15 protein-coding genes are annotated in these 16,107 nt (G+C 68.0%); 7 read left to right on the forward strand and 8 right to left on the reverse strand.

Annotated elements, in window-relative coordinates; genetic code table 11:
• Window position 1: 1 nt before the first annotated feature.
• From AB3K92_RS31640 to AB3K92_RS31670, 7 genes are all read left to right on the forward strand, one after another.
• Window positions 2-535 carry a chalcone isomerase family protein gene (locus AB3K92_RS31640; protein WP_021160953.1) on the forward strand — a complete coding sequence of 178 codons (534 nt, stop codon included), beginning with the start codon at window positions 2-4 and terminating at the stop codon, window positions 533-535.
• Window positions 532-777 carry a hypothetical protein gene (locus AB3K92_RS31645; RefSeq protein ID WP_369466551.1) on the forward strand — a complete coding sequence of 82 codons (246 nt, stop codon included), beginning with the start codon at window positions 532-534 and terminating at the stop codon, window positions 775-777. Before AB3K92_RS31640 ends, AB3K92_RS31645 begins: the two co-directional genes overlap by 4 nt.
• Before the next feature lie 118 nt (window positions 778-895).
• The gene (locus AB3K92_RS31650) at window positions 896-1,144 is read left to right on the forward strand and encodes a CsbD family protein (RefSeq protein WP_021160952.1); all 249 of its coding nucleotides are present in this window, start codon (window positions 896-898) and stop codon (window positions 1,142-1,144) included.
• A gap of 52 nt (window positions 1,145-1,196) precedes the next feature.
• A complete protein-coding gene (locus AB3K92_RS31655) occupies window positions 1,197-1,568 on the forward strand; it encodes a hypothetical protein (protein WP_048022763.1) in 372 nt (123 codons plus the stop codon).
• Window positions 1,568-1,879 (forward strand): hypothetical protein, encoded by a 312-nt coding sequence (locus tag AB3K92_RS31660; RefSeq protein ID WP_369466552.1) that lies wholly within the window; start codon window positions 1,568-1,570, stop codon window positions 1,877-1,879. Before AB3K92_RS31655 ends, AB3K92_RS31660 begins: the two co-directional genes overlap by 1 nt.
• Before the next feature lie 231 nt (window positions 1,880-2,110).
• Window positions 2,111-2,365 carry a GlsB/YeaQ/YmgE family stress response membrane protein gene (locus AB3K92_RS31665; RefSeq protein WP_021160949.1) on the forward strand — a complete coding sequence of 85 codons (255 nt, stop codon included), beginning with the start codon at window positions 2,111-2,113 and terminating at the stop codon, window positions 2,363-2,365.
• A 104-nt stretch (window positions 2,366-2,469) separates the two neighbouring features.
• Window positions 2,470-3,480: a PHB depolymerase family esterase gene (locus tag AB3K92_RS31670; protein WP_369466553.1), complete on the forward strand. Its 1,011-nt coding sequence runs from the start codon at window positions 2,470-2,472 to the stop codon at window positions 3,478-3,480.
• Between the two features lie 109 nt (window positions 3,481-3,589).
• Here AB3K92_RS31670 and AB3K92_RS31675 read toward each other — a convergent pair whose 3' ends face one another.
• The 8 genes from AB3K92_RS31675 to AB3K92_RS31710 form a co-directional block, all read right to left on the reverse strand.
• The gene (locus AB3K92_RS31675) at window positions 3,590-4,237 is read right to left on the reverse strand and encodes a glutathione S-transferase family protein (protein WP_059588424.1); all 648 of its coding nucleotides are present in this window, start codon (window positions 4,235-4,237) and stop codon (window positions 3,590-3,592) included.
• Between the two features lie 128 nt (window positions 4,238-4,365).
• A complete protein-coding gene (locus AB3K92_RS31680) occupies window positions 4,366-7,527 on the reverse strand; it encodes a multidrug efflux RND transporter permease subunit (RefSeq protein WP_369466554.1) in 3,162 nt (1,053 codons plus the stop codon).
• Between the two features lie 21 nt (window positions 7,528-7,548).
• Window positions 7,549-8,910, reverse strand: a complete 1,362-nt coding sequence (locus AB3K92_RS31685) for a TldD/PmbA family protein (RefSeq protein WP_059495890.1) — start codon at window positions 8,908-8,910, stop codon at window positions 7,549-7,551.
• The gene (locus tag AB3K92_RS31690) at window positions 8,910-10,361 is read right to left on the reverse strand and encodes a TldD/PmbA family protein (RefSeq protein WP_059588428.1); all 1,452 of its coding nucleotides are present in this window, start codon (window positions 10,359-10,361) and stop codon (window positions 8,910-8,912) included. The genes AB3K92_RS31685 and AB3K92_RS31690 overlap by 1 nt, the downstream gene beginning before the upstream one ends.
• On the reverse strand, window positions 10,354-12,003 hold the full coding sequence (locus AB3K92_RS31695) for an ABC transporter ATP-binding protein (RefSeq protein WP_060056558.1): 1,650 nt from the start codon (window positions 12,001-12,003) through the stop codon (window positions 10,354-10,356). Before AB3K92_RS31695 ends, AB3K92_RS31690 begins: the two co-directional genes overlap by 8 nt.
• Window positions 12,003-13,115, reverse strand: coding sequence for an ABC transporter permease (locus tag AB3K92_RS31700; protein WP_124467396.1), 1,113 nt, complete (start codon window positions 13,113-13,115; stop codon window positions 12,003-12,005). Before AB3K92_RS31700 ends, AB3K92_RS31695 begins: the two co-directional genes overlap by 1 nt.
• Window positions 13,069-14,121: a microcin C ABC transporter permease YejB gene (locus AB3K92_RS31705; RefSeq protein WP_027787337.1), complete on the reverse strand. Its 1,053-nt coding sequence runs from the start codon at window positions 14,119-14,121 to the stop codon at window positions 13,069-13,071. Before AB3K92_RS31705 ends, AB3K92_RS31700 begins: the two co-directional genes overlap by 47 nt.
• Before the next feature lie 12 nt (window positions 14,122-14,133).
• Complete coding sequence (locus tag AB3K92_RS31710) at window positions 14,134-16,056, reverse strand: extracellular solute-binding protein (RefSeq protein WP_369466555.1); 1,923 nt, start codon at window positions 16,054-16,056, stop codon at window positions 14,134-14,136.
• Window positions 16,057-16,107: the final 51 nt, after the last annotated feature.

The raw sequence follows: 16,107 nt of genomic DNA on the forward strand, positions 1-16,107 counted from the left end.
CATGAACGCGAGACACCGGGCTGCGATCCTCGCGCTGGCGGCGGTGCTTTCCGCGGCGCCGGAGGCCGGCGCGCGTTGCGTTGACGAGGTCGCGTCGGCACGGATGATCGGGGCCGGCCAATTCTGCGTATTCGGCGTCTGTCTGTACGACGCGCAGCTGTGGGCGCCCCACCCGCCCGCGGGATTCGACACGCCGTTCGCACTTTCGCTCACGTATCGCCACGACGTGAGCGGCGCGCGGCTCGTCGCCACCGGCATGGCCGAAATCGAGCGCCTCGCGCCCGCACCACTGCCCGCGGCGACCCGCGACGCGTGGCGCGCCGACATCGCACGGGCATTTACCGACGTCGTGCGTGGCGACGTACTTTGCGGCGTCTACCTGCCCGATCAGGGTGCGCGCTTCTACACGAACGGCCGCCTCACGGCCGACATCCCCGATCCGGTCTTCGCGCGCGCCTTCTTCGACATCTGGCTCGATCCGCGCACCCGTGCACAATCGTTGCGCCGCCAGTTGCTCGGCGACACCGCACGTTGACGGCGGAACGCGCAACGATCGCCACCACCGCGCGTCTCACGGATCGGCCCCGGAGCCATTCCGCCATCGCCGAAACCGCCGCCTGTCTCGTGCTGTCGCAGGCCGGCTGGCTCGTCTGCGTCCCGAGCACCGCGCACCGGCAACGCTGGATCGGCACGTTCAGTGCGGGGCTGCTCGCGGGCGCACACCTGCTGCGCACCCGCGCGCCCCCTCAAATGCACTACGCCGCCCAGTGCAATTGAACATGCCCTGCACGCTGCGCCCCCTCTACACTGAGCCCCGGGATATCGAATGGCGTCACGAATGTGATCCAGCATTGTCCCAATGGTCACGCAACCCGATTGAACGACGAGGTCGATCATGTTCGAAAAGACGGAAGGCACGGTGCAGAAGCTGGCGGGCAAAGCGCAGGAGGCGGTGGGTGACGCCACGGGAAGTGCCGACATGCAATTCGACGGAAAAGCGCGCCAGGTGGCCGGCGCGGTTCAGCAAACCTATGGCGAGGCGCTCGAGCAGGTGCGCGACGTTGCCGCAAGCAATCCGATTGCGACGCTGGCGACCGTCGCAGCGGTGAGTTTCATCATCGGCGCAATGTGGTCGAAGCGCTGATCGGCTGTCACGAGCCCGACGGCATGCGTTGAGGTCATCATCGGAGCATGTCATGGTTTTGCTTTCGAGAATCAGGAAATGGCAGGATGTCGCGCAATTCTCGGTCGCGCGTCTGGCCGACTACGCGGGTCTCGCGGCAATCGAATTCGACCTTGCCAGGAAGTACTTCCTGCGCGATCTGATGCTGTATGCGTTGCTCGGCCTGAGCGTGACGTTCGGACTGGCTTTCGTGTGCGTGGCGGCGATCGTCAGCGCCGCACGAACGCCGTATTTGATCGAGACGTCATGGGTCGTCGCCGGGTTCTGGGTGTGCGTGTCGATCGCCTCCTTTGCGGCGGTGCGCATGCGTGACAAACACGGCACGTTTTCCGTCCTGACCGAGGAATTGCAGCGCGACATCCAGACCGCCAGAGAGAGCCTGTGATGAAACGACGAATCTCCGATGGTTCGCCGGAATCGAGGCAGCGTGTCCTGCTGGCCCGCATGGCGGCGACCCGGGCCGAACTGTCCGCGTCGAACCACGTCGTCGAAACGGCCCGGCGAGCGCGTTCCGGCGACATCGCGGACTATCCGGCGATGAAGCTGCCGACCCTCGGCGGCTCGGCCGTCGCGGCCGTCGCGGTGGCGCTGGCCGGTTTCGTGATCCTTGGGCCGCGGCGCATCGTGACGACGGCCGTTCGCGCCGGGCTGGTCGCGTTGATCGGGCGAATGACGCGGGACATGGTGGAGAAGTAAACCGGCGCAGACCCGCGCGAAACGTCCGGGCGAGTGCCGGAGCGGCCGCTTCCACGAGAGGCCCGGCCGGCTGAACGGTCCGATTTCTTCGGACCACTTCAATCGTGCTGGACGGCTTCAAGGTAGTGCAAAAACGAGCAATTCCGTTTCGCGTTCTGTCCTGTTGCGCGGACGGTCGGGCAGATCCCGTTTCACGAATCTGCCGTCGATCCAAAGGAGAGGGGAAACATCATGGATGTACATGGTTTGATCGTATGGCTGATCATCGGCGCAGTCGCAGGATGGCTCGCGGGCGTACTCGTCAAGGGCGGAGGCTTCGGCTTGCTGATCGACATCGTGGTCGGCATCGTCGGCGCGGTGATCGGCGGCTGGCTCGCCGGGTTGCTCGGCATCGGCTTCAGCGGCATTCTCGGCTCGATCGTCATCGCCGTCATCGGCGCCGTGATCCTGCTGTTCGTGATCCGTCTGTTCAATCGCGCGGTCTGACGGGGTCTGACGGCCGACCGCGTGTTCTTCGTCACCATCCGGCATGCGACACCGCATGCCGCTTACCGATCATGCCGCGAAAACCGGTGAGTCATTGGCCGAGATTGAATCCGTTCGCTTCGCTGCCCAAGAGAACGGCGACGCGACGCACGGCGGCGCCGCGCACGAAGCCCGCTTCCCGCAAGCCCGCGCTGTCCACCGACGGCGTGTGGGCCCGCTCGTTCTTCTCGTCGCTGCCGGCGCCCGGCCGTTTCGTCAATCACGTCACCTACTCGCTGTATCGTCCGCGAAACGCGCCGCGCCATGGCCCGCTCGTCGTCATGCTTCACGGCTGCAAGCAGACTGCCGAGTCGTTCGCGCTCGGCACGCGGATCGATCGTGCCGCCGATCGTTTCGGCTTCTCCGTGCTCTTGCCCGAACAATCGAAAAGCAGGCACCCCCATCGCTGCTGGAACTGGTTCGACCCGCCCGAGCCGACCGCCGGCTCCGACGCGGATGCGATCGCGTCGCTGATCCGGGCGATCGTCCGGCAGCACGCGTTCGATCCCGCCCGTGTCTACGTCGCGGGCATGTCCGCCGGCGCCGGGCTTGCCGCCCAACTCGCGCTGCACGCCCCGACGCTATTTGCGGCCGTAGCGCTTCATTCGGGCGCCGTTTCGGCGGCCGCCCGCTCGTCGCTCGACGCATTGAAGGTGATGCAGTACGGCAGCCGCAGCGACCCGGTGCAACTCATCGATGCGGCCGTCTGCGTGCGGGACTACCCCGGCATGCCGGCGCTGATCGTGCATGGCGAACGGGACGGCGTCGTTGCGAAAATCAACGCGGAACAGGCCGCGCGCCAGTGGTTGCGTGTCAATCGTTTCATCGACGCGGAGGGTGAGCCCATCAGCGGTACGCGCACCGTGTCGGATCGAGGCGACCGGCTGGTCATCGACCATCGGCGCAGCGGCCGCTGCGTCGTGCGTGTCTGCATCGTACGCAGGCTCGGTCACGCGTGGAGCGGCGGCGACGCTCGCGTGCCGTTTCACGCGGCGGAGGGCCCGGACGCGACCGCGATGTTGTGGTCGTTTTTCAGATACCGCCGCCGCGACGCTCCGGCGAGCGCGGGCACCTGACGCCGGATATTCGCCGCCGGTCTCATGTCGCTTGAGACACGACCGCGGGTATTGCTCAAACAGACGAGCAGCCCCCCCAATCGACTGCTGCGTCACTTTTCAAGAACACTCAAGAAACCGGATTCATCCACTCAGTCAACCCTTCCCGCGCATTCAACTCGACAAACGTCGGCATCCCGCGAAGGTGCTGTATGTACCTCGCAAGATGCGGCCATGTCGTTGCCGGGCGCGGCATGTTGCGCGTCCAGCGCATGAGCATCAACGCAAGGAAGTCCGCCGTACTCAACCGATTGTTGATCAGGTACGAACGACCGTCGGACAGCAGATTGTCGAGATGCGCCATCGATTCCTCGATCTGCCCCCGCGAAAACGCCTTCACCATCTCGGCGCATCGCGGATCGCCATCCGTCTCCGCATAGAACCAGTTTCGCATCGCAGGCAATACCGAATTGGCCAGATAGACCATCATCTCGAACCACTCGGGACGTTCGGGCGCGCCCGGACGGGGAGCCAGCGACGGCTCCGGATGGCGTTCGGCAAGCAGCATCAGCAAGGCGGCCGATTCGGTCCGCGGTATGCCGTCGACGACCAGCGTCGGCACTCTGCCGGCCGGATTCATCCGCAGGTACTCGGGCGTATGCTGCGCACCCGCATCGATATCGACGAGACGCGTTTCGAACGGCACACCGAGTTCGATCAGCATCCAGTGCACGGCCATGCTGGCCGCACCGGGCGAGTAATACAGAACGTAGGACATCGTTTGAATCCGTCTCCTGGAATTCGAATTGAGCATCGCGCCGTCTGCGAGACGTCCGCACGACGATCGCATTCAATCAACGCAACGCAACGCACGAAATCCACCTGCCGGCACTGCGTGGCACGTCGTCACTCCCCCACCGCCTCGGCCTGACGATCGTCGCGCGTCGCCACCGCCGCACGCCGGCCGCGTCGCCCGGCCGACGCCACGACACGAAACGCCACCGGCGCGAACACGAGCCCGAACACCGTTGCCGCCAGCACACCCCCGAACGCGCCCGTGCCGATCGATCGCCGGCTTTCCGCCCCGGCGCCTGTCGCCAGCACGAGCGGCACGACGCCGAGCAGGAACGCCATCGACGTCATCACGATCGGCCGGAATCGCGCAGCGGCCGCATCGACCACCGCCTGCCGCAGCGGCACGCCATGACCGGCCAGGTCGCGCGCGTACTGCACGATCAGGATCGCGTTCTTCGCCGCCAGCCCGACCACGGTGATCATCCCGACCTTGAAGTACACGTCGTTCGGCATGCCGCGCACGAGTGCCGCCGCGATCGCGCCGATCATGCCGAGCGGCACGATCGTCAGCACCGACAGCGGAATCGTCCAGCTTTCGTACAGCGCGGCCAGCGCCATGAAGACCGCGAGCACCGACAACCCGACGAGCAGCGGCGTCTGCCGGGCGGCAACCTGCTCCTCGCGCGCCGCATCGACCCAGTCGAAACCGATCCCGGCCGGCAGCGCACCGGCCAGCCGCTCCATCTCCGCCATCGCCGCGCCCGAACTCGTGCCGGTCGCCGCCCGGCCGCTGATGTCGAGCGACGGATAACCGTTGTACCGGTTCAGCATCACCGGGCCGATCGTCCAGTGCGGCGCGGCAAGCGCCGAAAGCGGCACCATGTCGCCGGTGCGGTTCGGGACGGTCAGCGCCATCAGTTGCGCGTCGGTCGCGCGCGCGACCGGGTCGGCCTCGATGATCACCCGCCGCATCCGGCCCGACGCCGGAAAGTCGTTGATGTAGTTCGAACCGAACGTGCCGCCCAGGAGCCCGGCGATCCGCTCGAACGGCACGCCGAGCGCGTACGCCTTCGCGCGATCGACGTCGAGCTCGATACGCGGCGCGTCCGGCAGGTCTTCGAAATGCACGGCCGAGAGCAGCGGATCCGCCTTCGCACGCTCGGCAAGCTGCGCGCGGGCCGCCTTCAGCGCGTCGAGCCCGCCCCCGCCGCGATCCTCGAGCCGGAACGTGAATCCGTCGGAATGCCCGATGCCGCGCACCGAAGGCGGCAGCGCCGCCTCGACGTCGCCGTCGAGGATCGCGCCGAAACGCGCGTTGAGCCGGTCGCGCAACGCCATCGCGTCGACGTCGCGTTGCGCCCAGTCCTTCAGTTCCACGAACGCCATCCCGACGTTCTGCCCGCTGCCCGCGAAACTCCAGCCGATCACGCTCGTCACGTTCGCTATCGCCGGCTCCGCGCGCAGGATCGCCTCGACACGCTCGACGACCGCGAGCGTGCGCGCCTGCGTGGCGCCCGCCGGCAACTGGATCATCACCTGCAGTTGCCCCTGATCCTCGGTGGGCAGGAAGCCGCCCGGCATCATCCAGTACAGCAGCCCGCATGCGAGCACGAGTGCCGCATAGACGGCCACGACCATCCCGGTGCGGCGCACGGCAAACACCGCGACGCGGCGATAGCCGGATTCGGCGCGCGCGAAGGCCGCACCGAACCGGTCGGCCAGACGCGCGCCGATGCCGCGTCGCGTCGCCCGGCCGGTTCCGCTGCCGTGTCGCGCGACCGGCTTCAGCAGGTTCGCGCACAGCGCGGGCGTGAGCGACAGCGCCATGAACGACGACACCAGCATCGACGCGATCATCGCCACCGCGAACTGCCGGTAGATGCCGCCGACACTGCCCGGGAAAAACGCCATCGGCACGAATACGGCGGTCAGCACCGCGGTCACGCCGACGATCGCCCCGCCGATCCGCTTCATGGCCCGCCGTGTGGCGTCGCGCGGCGATACGCCCTCCTCCATCACGCGATGCACGCTCTCGACCACGACGATCGCATCGTCGACCAGGATGCCGATCGCCAGCACGAGGCCGAACATCGTGAACACGTTGATCGACAACCCGAACGCCCACATCGCGACGAACGCGCCCATCAGCGTGACCGGAATCACGACGGTCGGCACCAGCGTGTAGCGCAGGTCGCGCAGGAACAGCCACATCACGCAGAACACCAGCACGACGGCCTCGACGAGCGTCAGCACGACTTCGTGGATCGCGATCTTGACGAAATGCGCGCCGTCGAAGGGAATCTCGACCGCGATGCCCGGCGGCAGCGTCCGCGACAGCTCGGCGAGCCGTGCGCGGATCGCATTCGACGTTTCGAGCGCGTTGCCGCGCGGGCCAAGCTGGATGCCGACCGTCGCGGCCGGCCGGCCGTTCAGCCGCGAATAAAACGAATAGTCGTCGCGGCCGATCTCGACGCGCGCGACGTCGGCGACGCGCACCGCCGAACCGTCCTGCTTCGATTTCAGCACGATCCGGCCGAACTCCTCGGGCGACGCAAGCTGCCCCTTGACCACGACCGTCGCGGTCAGCTGCTGGCCGTGCACGAACGGCGCGTCGCCGATCGCGCCGGCCGTGACCGTCGCGTTCTGCGCGCTGATCGCCGCGATCACGTCGTCGGCGCCGAGATCGTATTCGCGCAACTTCACGGGATCGAGCCAGACCCGCAGCGCCTCGTCGGCATCCCACAGCTCGGCCGCCCCGACACCCGGCGCGCGCTTCAGCTCACGCAGCACGTAGCGGTTCAGGTAGTCGCCGAGCTGCGCGGAATCGCGTGTGCCGTCGGTCGACGTCAGCGTGACGAGCATCAGGAACGTGTTCGCCGCCTTGAACACGCCGATCCCCTGCTGGACGACCTGCTGCGGCAGCCGCGGCTCGACCTGCTTCAACCGGTTGTTGACGTCGATGAGCGCGATGTCCGGATCGGTGCCGGGCGAGAACGTCACGTCGATCTCGAGGTTGCCGTGGCCGTCGCTGCTCGTCTCGTAGTACAGCAGCCCGTCGGCGCCGTCGAGGCTTTCCTCGATGACGCTGCCGACGTCGGCATCGACCGTCTCGGTCGACGCGCCCGGATAAGACGCGGTGACCACGACCCGCGGCGGCGCCAGGCGCGGATACTGCGCGATCGGCAATTGCGGAATGGCCAGCACGCCCGCGACGACGATCGCGAGCGCGACGATCCACGCAAAGACGGGACGGTCGATGAAGAATGACGGCATCGGCGAGTACCGGCAGCCGCGCTACAGCGTGAGTTCGAACGCGCGCGCGAGCAGCCCCGGCAGCTGCGCGCCTCCGGTGGCGCGCTCGCCGTACGTGTCGTCGTTCGCGAGCAGCACGGGCGCCGCGCCGAGCTGCTCGAGCTCCGATCCGAACAGCCGGTAGAAACTGTCGTCGAACCGCATCGCGTCGACCGGCGCGACGATGCGCCCGCCTTCGACCCAGAACGTCGCGAAGCGCGTCATCCCCGTCATCCGGCAGGCGATCGGGTCCGAAAAGTTCAGGTACCAGAGGTTGCCGACGTAGAGCCCCGTGTCGAGCGCGGCCAGCACGTCGGCATCCGCGAGCGTGCCGCCCGCGATCGTCAGCGACTGCGGTGATTCGCCGTTGTCCGCCCCGTTCGGCACACGCCCGTGCTCGCGCGCGGTGCGTGCGCTCACGAGCTGCCCTTCCCCCCGCCCGCCGACGACGAGCGGCACGCTGTCGCGCCGGTAGCCGTCCGCGTTGAACGCCGGCGCGATGCCCAGCGAGAAATCCTCGGTGATCGACACGCGCGGATCGAGCGCGACCTCGCCGGCGTACAGGCGATGCAGCGGGCTGCGGGCGCTCGCCAGCGCACGCGCCGAAAAGCCGCTCCAGCCGAGCAGGCTCGTCATCTCGTGAACGGCGTCCGGCGCGAAATACGCGCGATAGCGTCCGGGCGCAAGCGCCTTCGGCGTGCGGCCGAGCACGGGCAGCCGCGCGGCGGCCGCCTCGACGCGGGCGGCGAACGCCGCATCGCTCCAGTCGTCGCCTGCGTAGGCGGTCTTGATCGCCCGTCCGCTCGGGTCGTACAGCGACCAGCTGAAGTTGAAGTTCTCGACCTCGTACCAGCCGCGGCTGCCGGTCGACGACGCGAAGCCGCGCGCCAGCGTGCCGCCCGCGTAGAAGCCGACGAAATCGAGACCGCGCGCGCATTCGGCCACGACGCGCGCGAGCCCGTCCGCATCCGGCAGGCGCCCGGTGCGGTGGGTTTCCTGCAGCCACGACGAGGTATCGAACAGCAGGTGCGGATCGTCCGGCGCATCGCGCAGGCCGTCGCGCAGCACGGCCAGCGCGGCGGCCAGTTCGGGCAGGTCGGCCGCCGGATCGCCGCAGACGGTCAGCGCCGAGTGCGCTTGCCGCGCCCCGTCGACGAGCCGCACGGACAATCGCCCCTGCGTGACGCGACCGGTCTGGCGAATCCTGCCGCCGTTGAAGCGGACGAAGTCGGACGTTTCGCTCGAGAAGCCGAGCAGGACGGTTTCGGCCGGCGCCTTCAACCGTTGTGCCTCGTCGGCGAGCCGGGTGAAATGCGCATGCCAGTCGATGCCGGCGCGGCGTGCCATCGGATCGAATCCCGTCATCACGCGCCTCCGAATACGTCGACATCGGCGAACACGCAGGCCGGCGCGGCGTGGCCGACCCGGATGATCTGCGCGGGCTCGCCCTTCCCGCAATAAGGCGTGCCGTAGATGCCGAACGTGCCCGCGTCGCCTACCGCGCGCAGGCTGCGCCAGAACTGCGCGGAGATGCCGCGGTAGTTCGGGCGCTTGACGACCTGCGTGAGCCGGCCGTTCTCGATCAGTTGCCCGAATTCGCAACCGAACTGGAATTTGTTGCGGTGGTCGTCGATCGACCAGGACGTGTTGGTGCGCATCAGGATCCCGTGCTCGGTGCCCGCGACCAGCGCATCGAGCGACTGGTCGCCGGGTTCGACGTTCAGGTTCGCCATCCGGTCGATCGGCGCGCGGTTCCAGCTCGACGCGCGCGAATTGGCGACACCCGGCAGGCCCGCACGCTGCTGCGACAGCGCCCCGCCAAGCAGCCGTTCGAGCACGCCGTTGCGGATCAGGTACTGCTTGCGCGCCGGCGTGCCGTCGTCGTCGAACGCGTAGGACGCGGCTTCGGCGGCCGGCTCGGGATCGAACGTGACGTTCAGCAGCGGCGAGCCGTACTGGTAGTGGCCGACCATCTCCGGCCTGACGAAGCTCGATCCGGCGAAGTTGCGCTCGTCGCCGAGAATCCGGTCGAGTTCGAGCGGATGGCCGATCGATTCGTGGATCTGCAGCATCATCTGGTCGGGCATCAGCAACAGGTCGCGCCGGCCGGTCGGGCAGTTCGGCGCGGCGAGCAGCTGCAGCGCCTCGTCGGCAACGCGCGCGCCGGCGCCGTCGAAGCCGTAGCGCGCCAGCACGTCGATGCCGCCCTGCGCCAGCGTGCCCGATTGACCGAGCGAGCGCGTCTGCGTGTCGCCGTCGCCGTGGGCGACGGCGTGCAGCTCGGGCATCAGGAAGCGGAACCGCTGGTCGATCCGGACGCCGTCGCTCGTCAGGTAACACTGCTCGGTGTCGACGATCATCACGCTCGCCGCGCGCTCGACGATGCGCGCGCCGAGGTTCGCCGCCGCGCATTCGTGCGCGAGACGCTCGATCCATTCCGCGCGCGACGGCAGCGCCGCGTCGACATCGGGCGACGCATACGTGCCACTCGTCTGCGGGCGCGCGGCCTGGCGATGATCGACCAGCGCCCACGGCGCGCTGGCCCGTGCCCGCGCGGTCGCGATGTCGAGCGCCGCCTGCAGCCCGGCCGGGGACAGGTCGGGTGTCGCCGCATAACCCGCGCCCGTGCCGGCCCGCGCCATCAGCATCGCGCCGCGCTCGCGCGTGCGCGAGAACGGCTGCGCGACGTCGTTGCGCACCGCATGTTCGTCGATCGTCTCGTCGACGATACGCAGCGACCAGAAATCGGCGTCGCTTCGCAACGTCTGCGCCGCCTGTACGGCTCGGGCGCCCGGCGCCCGGTTCTCGTCAATCATCGGTTCTCTCTTGCCTCTGCTCCGGGCCGCGCGCCGGCGTCGGCGTCGGCATGGACGACGCGAGCAGCGCCCGTGTATACGGATGGGATGGCGCGTGCAGCACGTCGAGCGTCTCGCCCGCCTCGACCACGCGCCCCGCCTTCATCACGATGACCCGGTGGGCCATCGCGCGCATCACCGCCAGATCGTGCGTGATGAACAGGTAGCTGAGTTTGTACTTCTTTTGCAGATTCGTCAGCAGATTCAGCACCTGCTTCTGGATCGACACGTCGAGCGCGCTGGTCGGCTCGTCGAGCACCAGCAGTTCCGGCTCCACCGCCAGCGCCCGCGCGATCGCGATCCGCTGCCGCTGCCCGCCGGAAAACTCGTGCGGATAACGCAGCATCGCCTCGGCAGGCAGCCCGACCTCCTGCAGCAGCGCGGCGATCCGCGCCCGCCGCGCGTCGCCGGTCACCTGCGGCCGGTGCACGCCCAGCCCTTCGCCGACGATCTGCTCGACCGTCATGCGCGGCGACAGCGAGCCGAACGGATCCTGGAACACCACCTGCATGCGTCCGTACAGCGTGCGCCGGCCCTGCGTCGTGCGCAGCGACGCGAGCGGCATGCCGTCGATCTCGATCCCGCCCGACGCCGGCCGCTGCAAGCCGAGCACCGCCGACGCGAGCGTCGATTTCCCCGAACCCGACTCGCCGACGATCCCGAGCGTTTCGCCGCGCTTCAGGCTCAACTGCACGTCGTGCACGGCGCGGAACGTCGTCTTGCCGAGCACCGAGCGCCAGCCCTTTGCCGCGATGCGGTAGTCGACGGCGAGTTGCCGCACGTCGAGGATCGTCTGCGCGCCGGCGGCGACCGGTTCGACCGCCCGTTGCGGCGCGCTGTCGAGCAGCCGGCGCGTGTACGGATGCTGCGGCGCCGCGAACAGCCCGGCGGTCGTGCCGGTCTCCACCAGCACGCCCTTCTCCATCACGGCCACACGCTGCGCGAAGCGCCGCACGAGGTTCAGGTCGTGCGTGATCAGCAGCACGGCCATCCCGCGCTCGGCGGCCTCCCGCTCCTGCAGCTCGATCAGCAGCTCGACGATCTGCTGGCGCACCGTCACGTCGAGCGCGGTGGTCGGCTCGTCCGCGAGCAGCAGCCGCGGCCGGCACGCCAGCGCCATCGCGATCATCGCGCGTTGCCGCTGCCCGCCCGACAGCTGGTGCGGAAAACTGTCGATACGCCGCTCCGGCTCGGGAATCCCGGTGCGGCGCAGCAGCGCGATCCCGCGCTCGCGCGCTTCACCCGGGCGCAGCCCCTCGTGCAGCCGCAGGCTCTCGGCGATCTGCTTGCCGATCGTATACAGCGGATTGAGCGCCGTCATCGGCTCCTGGAACACCATCGCGATATCGGCGCCGCGGATCCCGCGCATCTGCTGCTCGGTCTTCGCGAGCAGATCCTCGCCGTCGAACAGCATCCGCCCCGACAGCGTCGCCTGCTGCGCGAGCCGCAGGATCGACAGCGCGGTCACGCTCTTGCCCGACCCCGACTCGCCGACGAGCGCCACGCGCTCGCCGCGGCCGATCGACAGGTTCAGGTCCTGAACGGCCGCGTTTGCGCCGAAATGCGCGGAAAACCCGTCGATCTGCAGCAACGGTCTCGTCATCATCGCCCTCCGCCGAATGCCGAGCCGCGCGTGCGCGTGTCGAGCGCGTTGCGCAGCGCATCGCCCATGAAGGTGAGCAGCAGCAGCGTCACCACCAGCGCCGCGAACGCCGCGATCGAGATCCACCACGCATCCAGGTTGTTCTTCCCCTCCTGCAGCAGTTCGCCGAGGCTCGGCGTCGGCGGCGGCACGCCGAGCCCGAGGAAGTCGAGGCTCGTCAGCGACAGGATCGCCGCGCTCATCCTGAACGGCAGGAACGTGATCACGGGCGTCAGGCTGTTCGGCAGCACGTGGCGCCAGATGATCTGCGCGTTCGTGAGCCCCATCGTGCGTGCCGCTTTCACGTAGTCGAGCGCGCGGTTGCGCAGGAATTCGGCGCGCACGTAGTCGGACAGCACGAGCCAGCCGAACATCGACAGCAGCACGAACAGCAGCCACAGCGACGGCGTGAAGATCGACGCGAAGATGATCAGCAGGTACAGGTCGGGCAGCGCGCTCCAGATCTCGATCAGGCGCTGGCCGACCAGGTCGGTACGGCCGCCGTAGAAGCCTTGCAGCGCGCCGGTGAGCACGCCGACCAGCACGCCCGATACCGTCAGCGCGAACGCCATCAGCACCGACAGCCGGAACCCGTACAGCAGCCGCGCGAGCACGTCGCGCCCGAACTGGTCGGTGCCGAGCCAGTTGCTGGCGGACGGCGGCGCAGGATACGGCCGCGACGCGAAATAGTCGATCGTGTCGTAGCGATAGCGGTTCGGCGGATAAAGCGCGAAATTGCCGTGCGACTCGAGTTTCGTGCGGATGTACGGGTCGAGATAGTTCGTCATCGCGGGAAAATCGCCGCCGAACGCGGTCTCCGGATAGTCCTTCACGATCGGGAAGTAATAGTGCCCGCCGTAGCGCACGATCAGCGGCCGGTCGTTCGACAGCAGGTTCGCGCCCAGGCTGAGCACGAACAGCACCGTGAAGATCACGAGGCTCCAGTAGCCGAGCGGCTGTGCGCGAAAACGCAACCACGTGCGCCGCCACGGCGACGGCGAGGCCGCGCACGCGGCGCATGCCCGGTCAGTGGTCCAGGCGGTTGAACTGGATACGGGGGTCGACGAGGACATAGCAGATATCCGCGATGAGTTTGGTCAGCAGGCCGATCAGCGTGAACAGGAACAGCGAGCCGAGCACGACCGGATAGTCGCGGCGGATCACCGAGTCGTACGACAGTTGCCCCATGCCGTCGAGCGAGAACAGCGTCTCGATCAGCAGGTTGCCGTTCAGGAAGGCGCCGACGAACGCGGCCGGCAGCCCGGTGAGCAGCGGGATCGCCGCGTTGCGCAGCACGTGCTTCCACAGCACGTCGCGCTCGGGCGCGCCCTTCGCGCGTGCGGTCAGCACGTATTGCCGGCCGATCTCCTCGAGGAACGTGTTCTTGGTGAGGATCGTGACGATCGCGAAGTTGCCGACGACCGACGCCGTCACCGGCATCACGATGTGCCACAGATAGTCGAGCGCCTTTCCGATCAGCGTCAGGTCGTCGAAGTTGTCGGACGTGAGCCCGCGCATCGGGAACACCTGCCAGAACGTGCCGCCGCCGAACAGCATCAGCAGCAGCACGCCGAGCACGAAGCCCGGCACCGCGTAGCCGGCCAGCACCAGCACGCTCGTCACGGTATCGAACCGCGACCCGTTGCGCACCGCCTTCGCGATGCCGAGCGGCACCGACACCAGGTACGTGAGGATCACCGTCCACATCCCGAGCGTGATCGACACCGGCAGCTTCGAGCGAATGACGGCCCACACGCTGCGATGCGCGAAATAGGACTGGCCGAGGTCGAACGTCGCATAACTCTTCAGCATCAGCACGTAGCGTTCGAGCGGCGGCCTGTCGAAGCCGAACTGCTTGCGGATCTGTTCGATCTGCTGCGGATCGACGCCCTGGCTGCCGTGGTACCCGCCGCCTCCGCCGCCCGCCTCTCCGCCGCGCGCACTGCCGTGGCGCAGCTGCGCGAGCACCTGTTCGACCGGGCCGCCCGGCACGAACTGCGTGACCGCGAACGTGATCGTCACCACCCCGATCAGCGTCGGGACCATCAGCAGCAACCGCCTGAGTATGTATGCCAGCATCGTCGTTCCCCGTCAGGCTGCCGGCGCGGGTTTCGCCGCCGGATGCTTCACGTACCAGTAGTCGATGATCCAGTCTTCATACTGATAGGAGTCCGGCACGATCGCCGGGTGGCCGAGCGTCGCCTTGTACGCGATCCGCGCATTCGGCAGGTAGTACTGCGGAATCAGCGCGTACAGGTTGATCAGCACGCGGTCGAGCGCGTGCGTGGCCGTCTCGAGATCGTCGAGCGTGTCGGCGGCGAGCGCCGCGCGGATCAGCGCATCGACGGCCTTCGACTTCACGCCCGGATAGTTCTCGGAGCCCGGCTGCGACGCGGCCGCACTGCCGAAGCGGCGCGTCAGCTCCGCACCCGGGATCGTCACGGGCAGGTAGATGTACGTCGTCATGTCGTACTCGAAGTTGTCGAGCCGCTTCAGGTAGACCGCGCTGTCGATCTCGCGCAGGTACGCGTGGATGCCGAGCATCGCGAGCGCCTGCGTGTACGGCAGGATCAGGCGGTCCATGCCGGGCTGGTCGTCGATGATCTCGATCGTCATCGGCGTGCCGTTCGCGTCGCGCAGCGCGCCGTCGCGGTAAAACCAGCCGGCCTGCGCGAGCAGGTCGCGCGCCTGCTTCAGGTTCTCGCGCAACGAGCCGGGCGGCAGCGTCGACGGCTGCCGGACCATCGGGCCGAACACCTCCGGGGGCAGCGTCGAGCGGAACGGTTCGAGCAACGCGCGCTCCTTCTCGCTCGGCATGCCGGTTGCCGCGAACGGGCTCGCCTCCCAGAAGCTGTTGGTGCGGCGATACTGCCCGTAGAACATCATCCGGCTCATCCAGTCGAAGTCGAACGCCAGCGCGAGCGCGTGCCGCACCCGCACGTCCTGGAACATCGGCTTGCGCATGTTGATCAGGAAGCCCTGCATCTGCGCGGGGCCGTCTGGAAACTCGCCGCGCTCGAGCATGCCGTTGCGGAAGTTCTTGCCGACGTACTTGCGCGCCCACTGCGTCGCGCTGTATTCCATGCGCGCGTCGATGTCGCCGGCCTTGAATGCCTCGAGCGCCGTGTACTGATCCAGGTACAGCTTGAACGACACGCGCGCGAAGCGGAACATGCCGCGTCGCGACGGCAGGTTCGCCGCCCAGTAGTGCGGGTTGCGCACATAGATGATCTGCTTGTCGTTCTTGCGCTGCTCGATCAGGTACGGGCCGCTCGCGATCGGCGGCACCGTCGCGATCTGGTCGAACGGCGGCCGCGTGCCGTCCGCACGCATGCCCCACTTCGGCGAGAACACCGGCAGGTCGCCCGCGATCAGCGCGGCGTCGCGCTCCGCGTGCTTGAACTCGAAGCGCACCGTGTGGCCGTCGACGACCACCGCACGCCTGATGATCGAGAACTGCGCGTTGTACAGCGGCGAGGCCTGCGGGCTCGTCAGCGTATCGAACGAATACCTGACGTCGGCCGCGGTGATCGGGTCGCCGTTCGAGAAGCGCGCGGCCGGATCGATATGGAACGTCGCCGACAGCCCGTCGGGCGCGACCTCGACATCGTCGGCGATCAGCGCGTATTCGGACGCGAGCTCGTCCCAGCTGCGCTGCATCAGCGTGTCGAACATCAGGTTCTTGATGTCCGGCGCAGGCGAGCCGCGCACGAGAAACGGGTTCAGCGAGTCGTAGCTTTGCGCTTCGTCGTAGTTTTCGAAATCGAGCGTGCCGCTGTCCGGCGCGTCCGGATTCGCGTAGTCGAAATGCGTGAAGCCCGGCGGATACTTCGGATGGTCGTATTGCGAGATCGCCGGCACGGCGAGCGCGGCCTGCGGCATGACGCCGCCCGACACGAGCCACACGGCGCACGCGAGCAGCGCGGCGCGCGCGGCGGCACGTATCCGCGCATGCAGGCGCTTCAGGTGCGAGTGGCGCGGCACGCGTGCCCGTCGCCCAATCAACAGTCTCATGGTCGGTCTGTCCGGAAGCGTGCGGGCGCGCTGCCTGCGCACGGTCGATGC

The organism is Burkholderia sp. Bmkn7, assembly GCF_041103175.1.
Classification (GTDB): domain Bacteria; phylum Pseudomonadota; class Gammaproteobacteria; order Burkholderiales; family Burkholderiaceae; genus Burkholderia; species Burkholderia cepacia.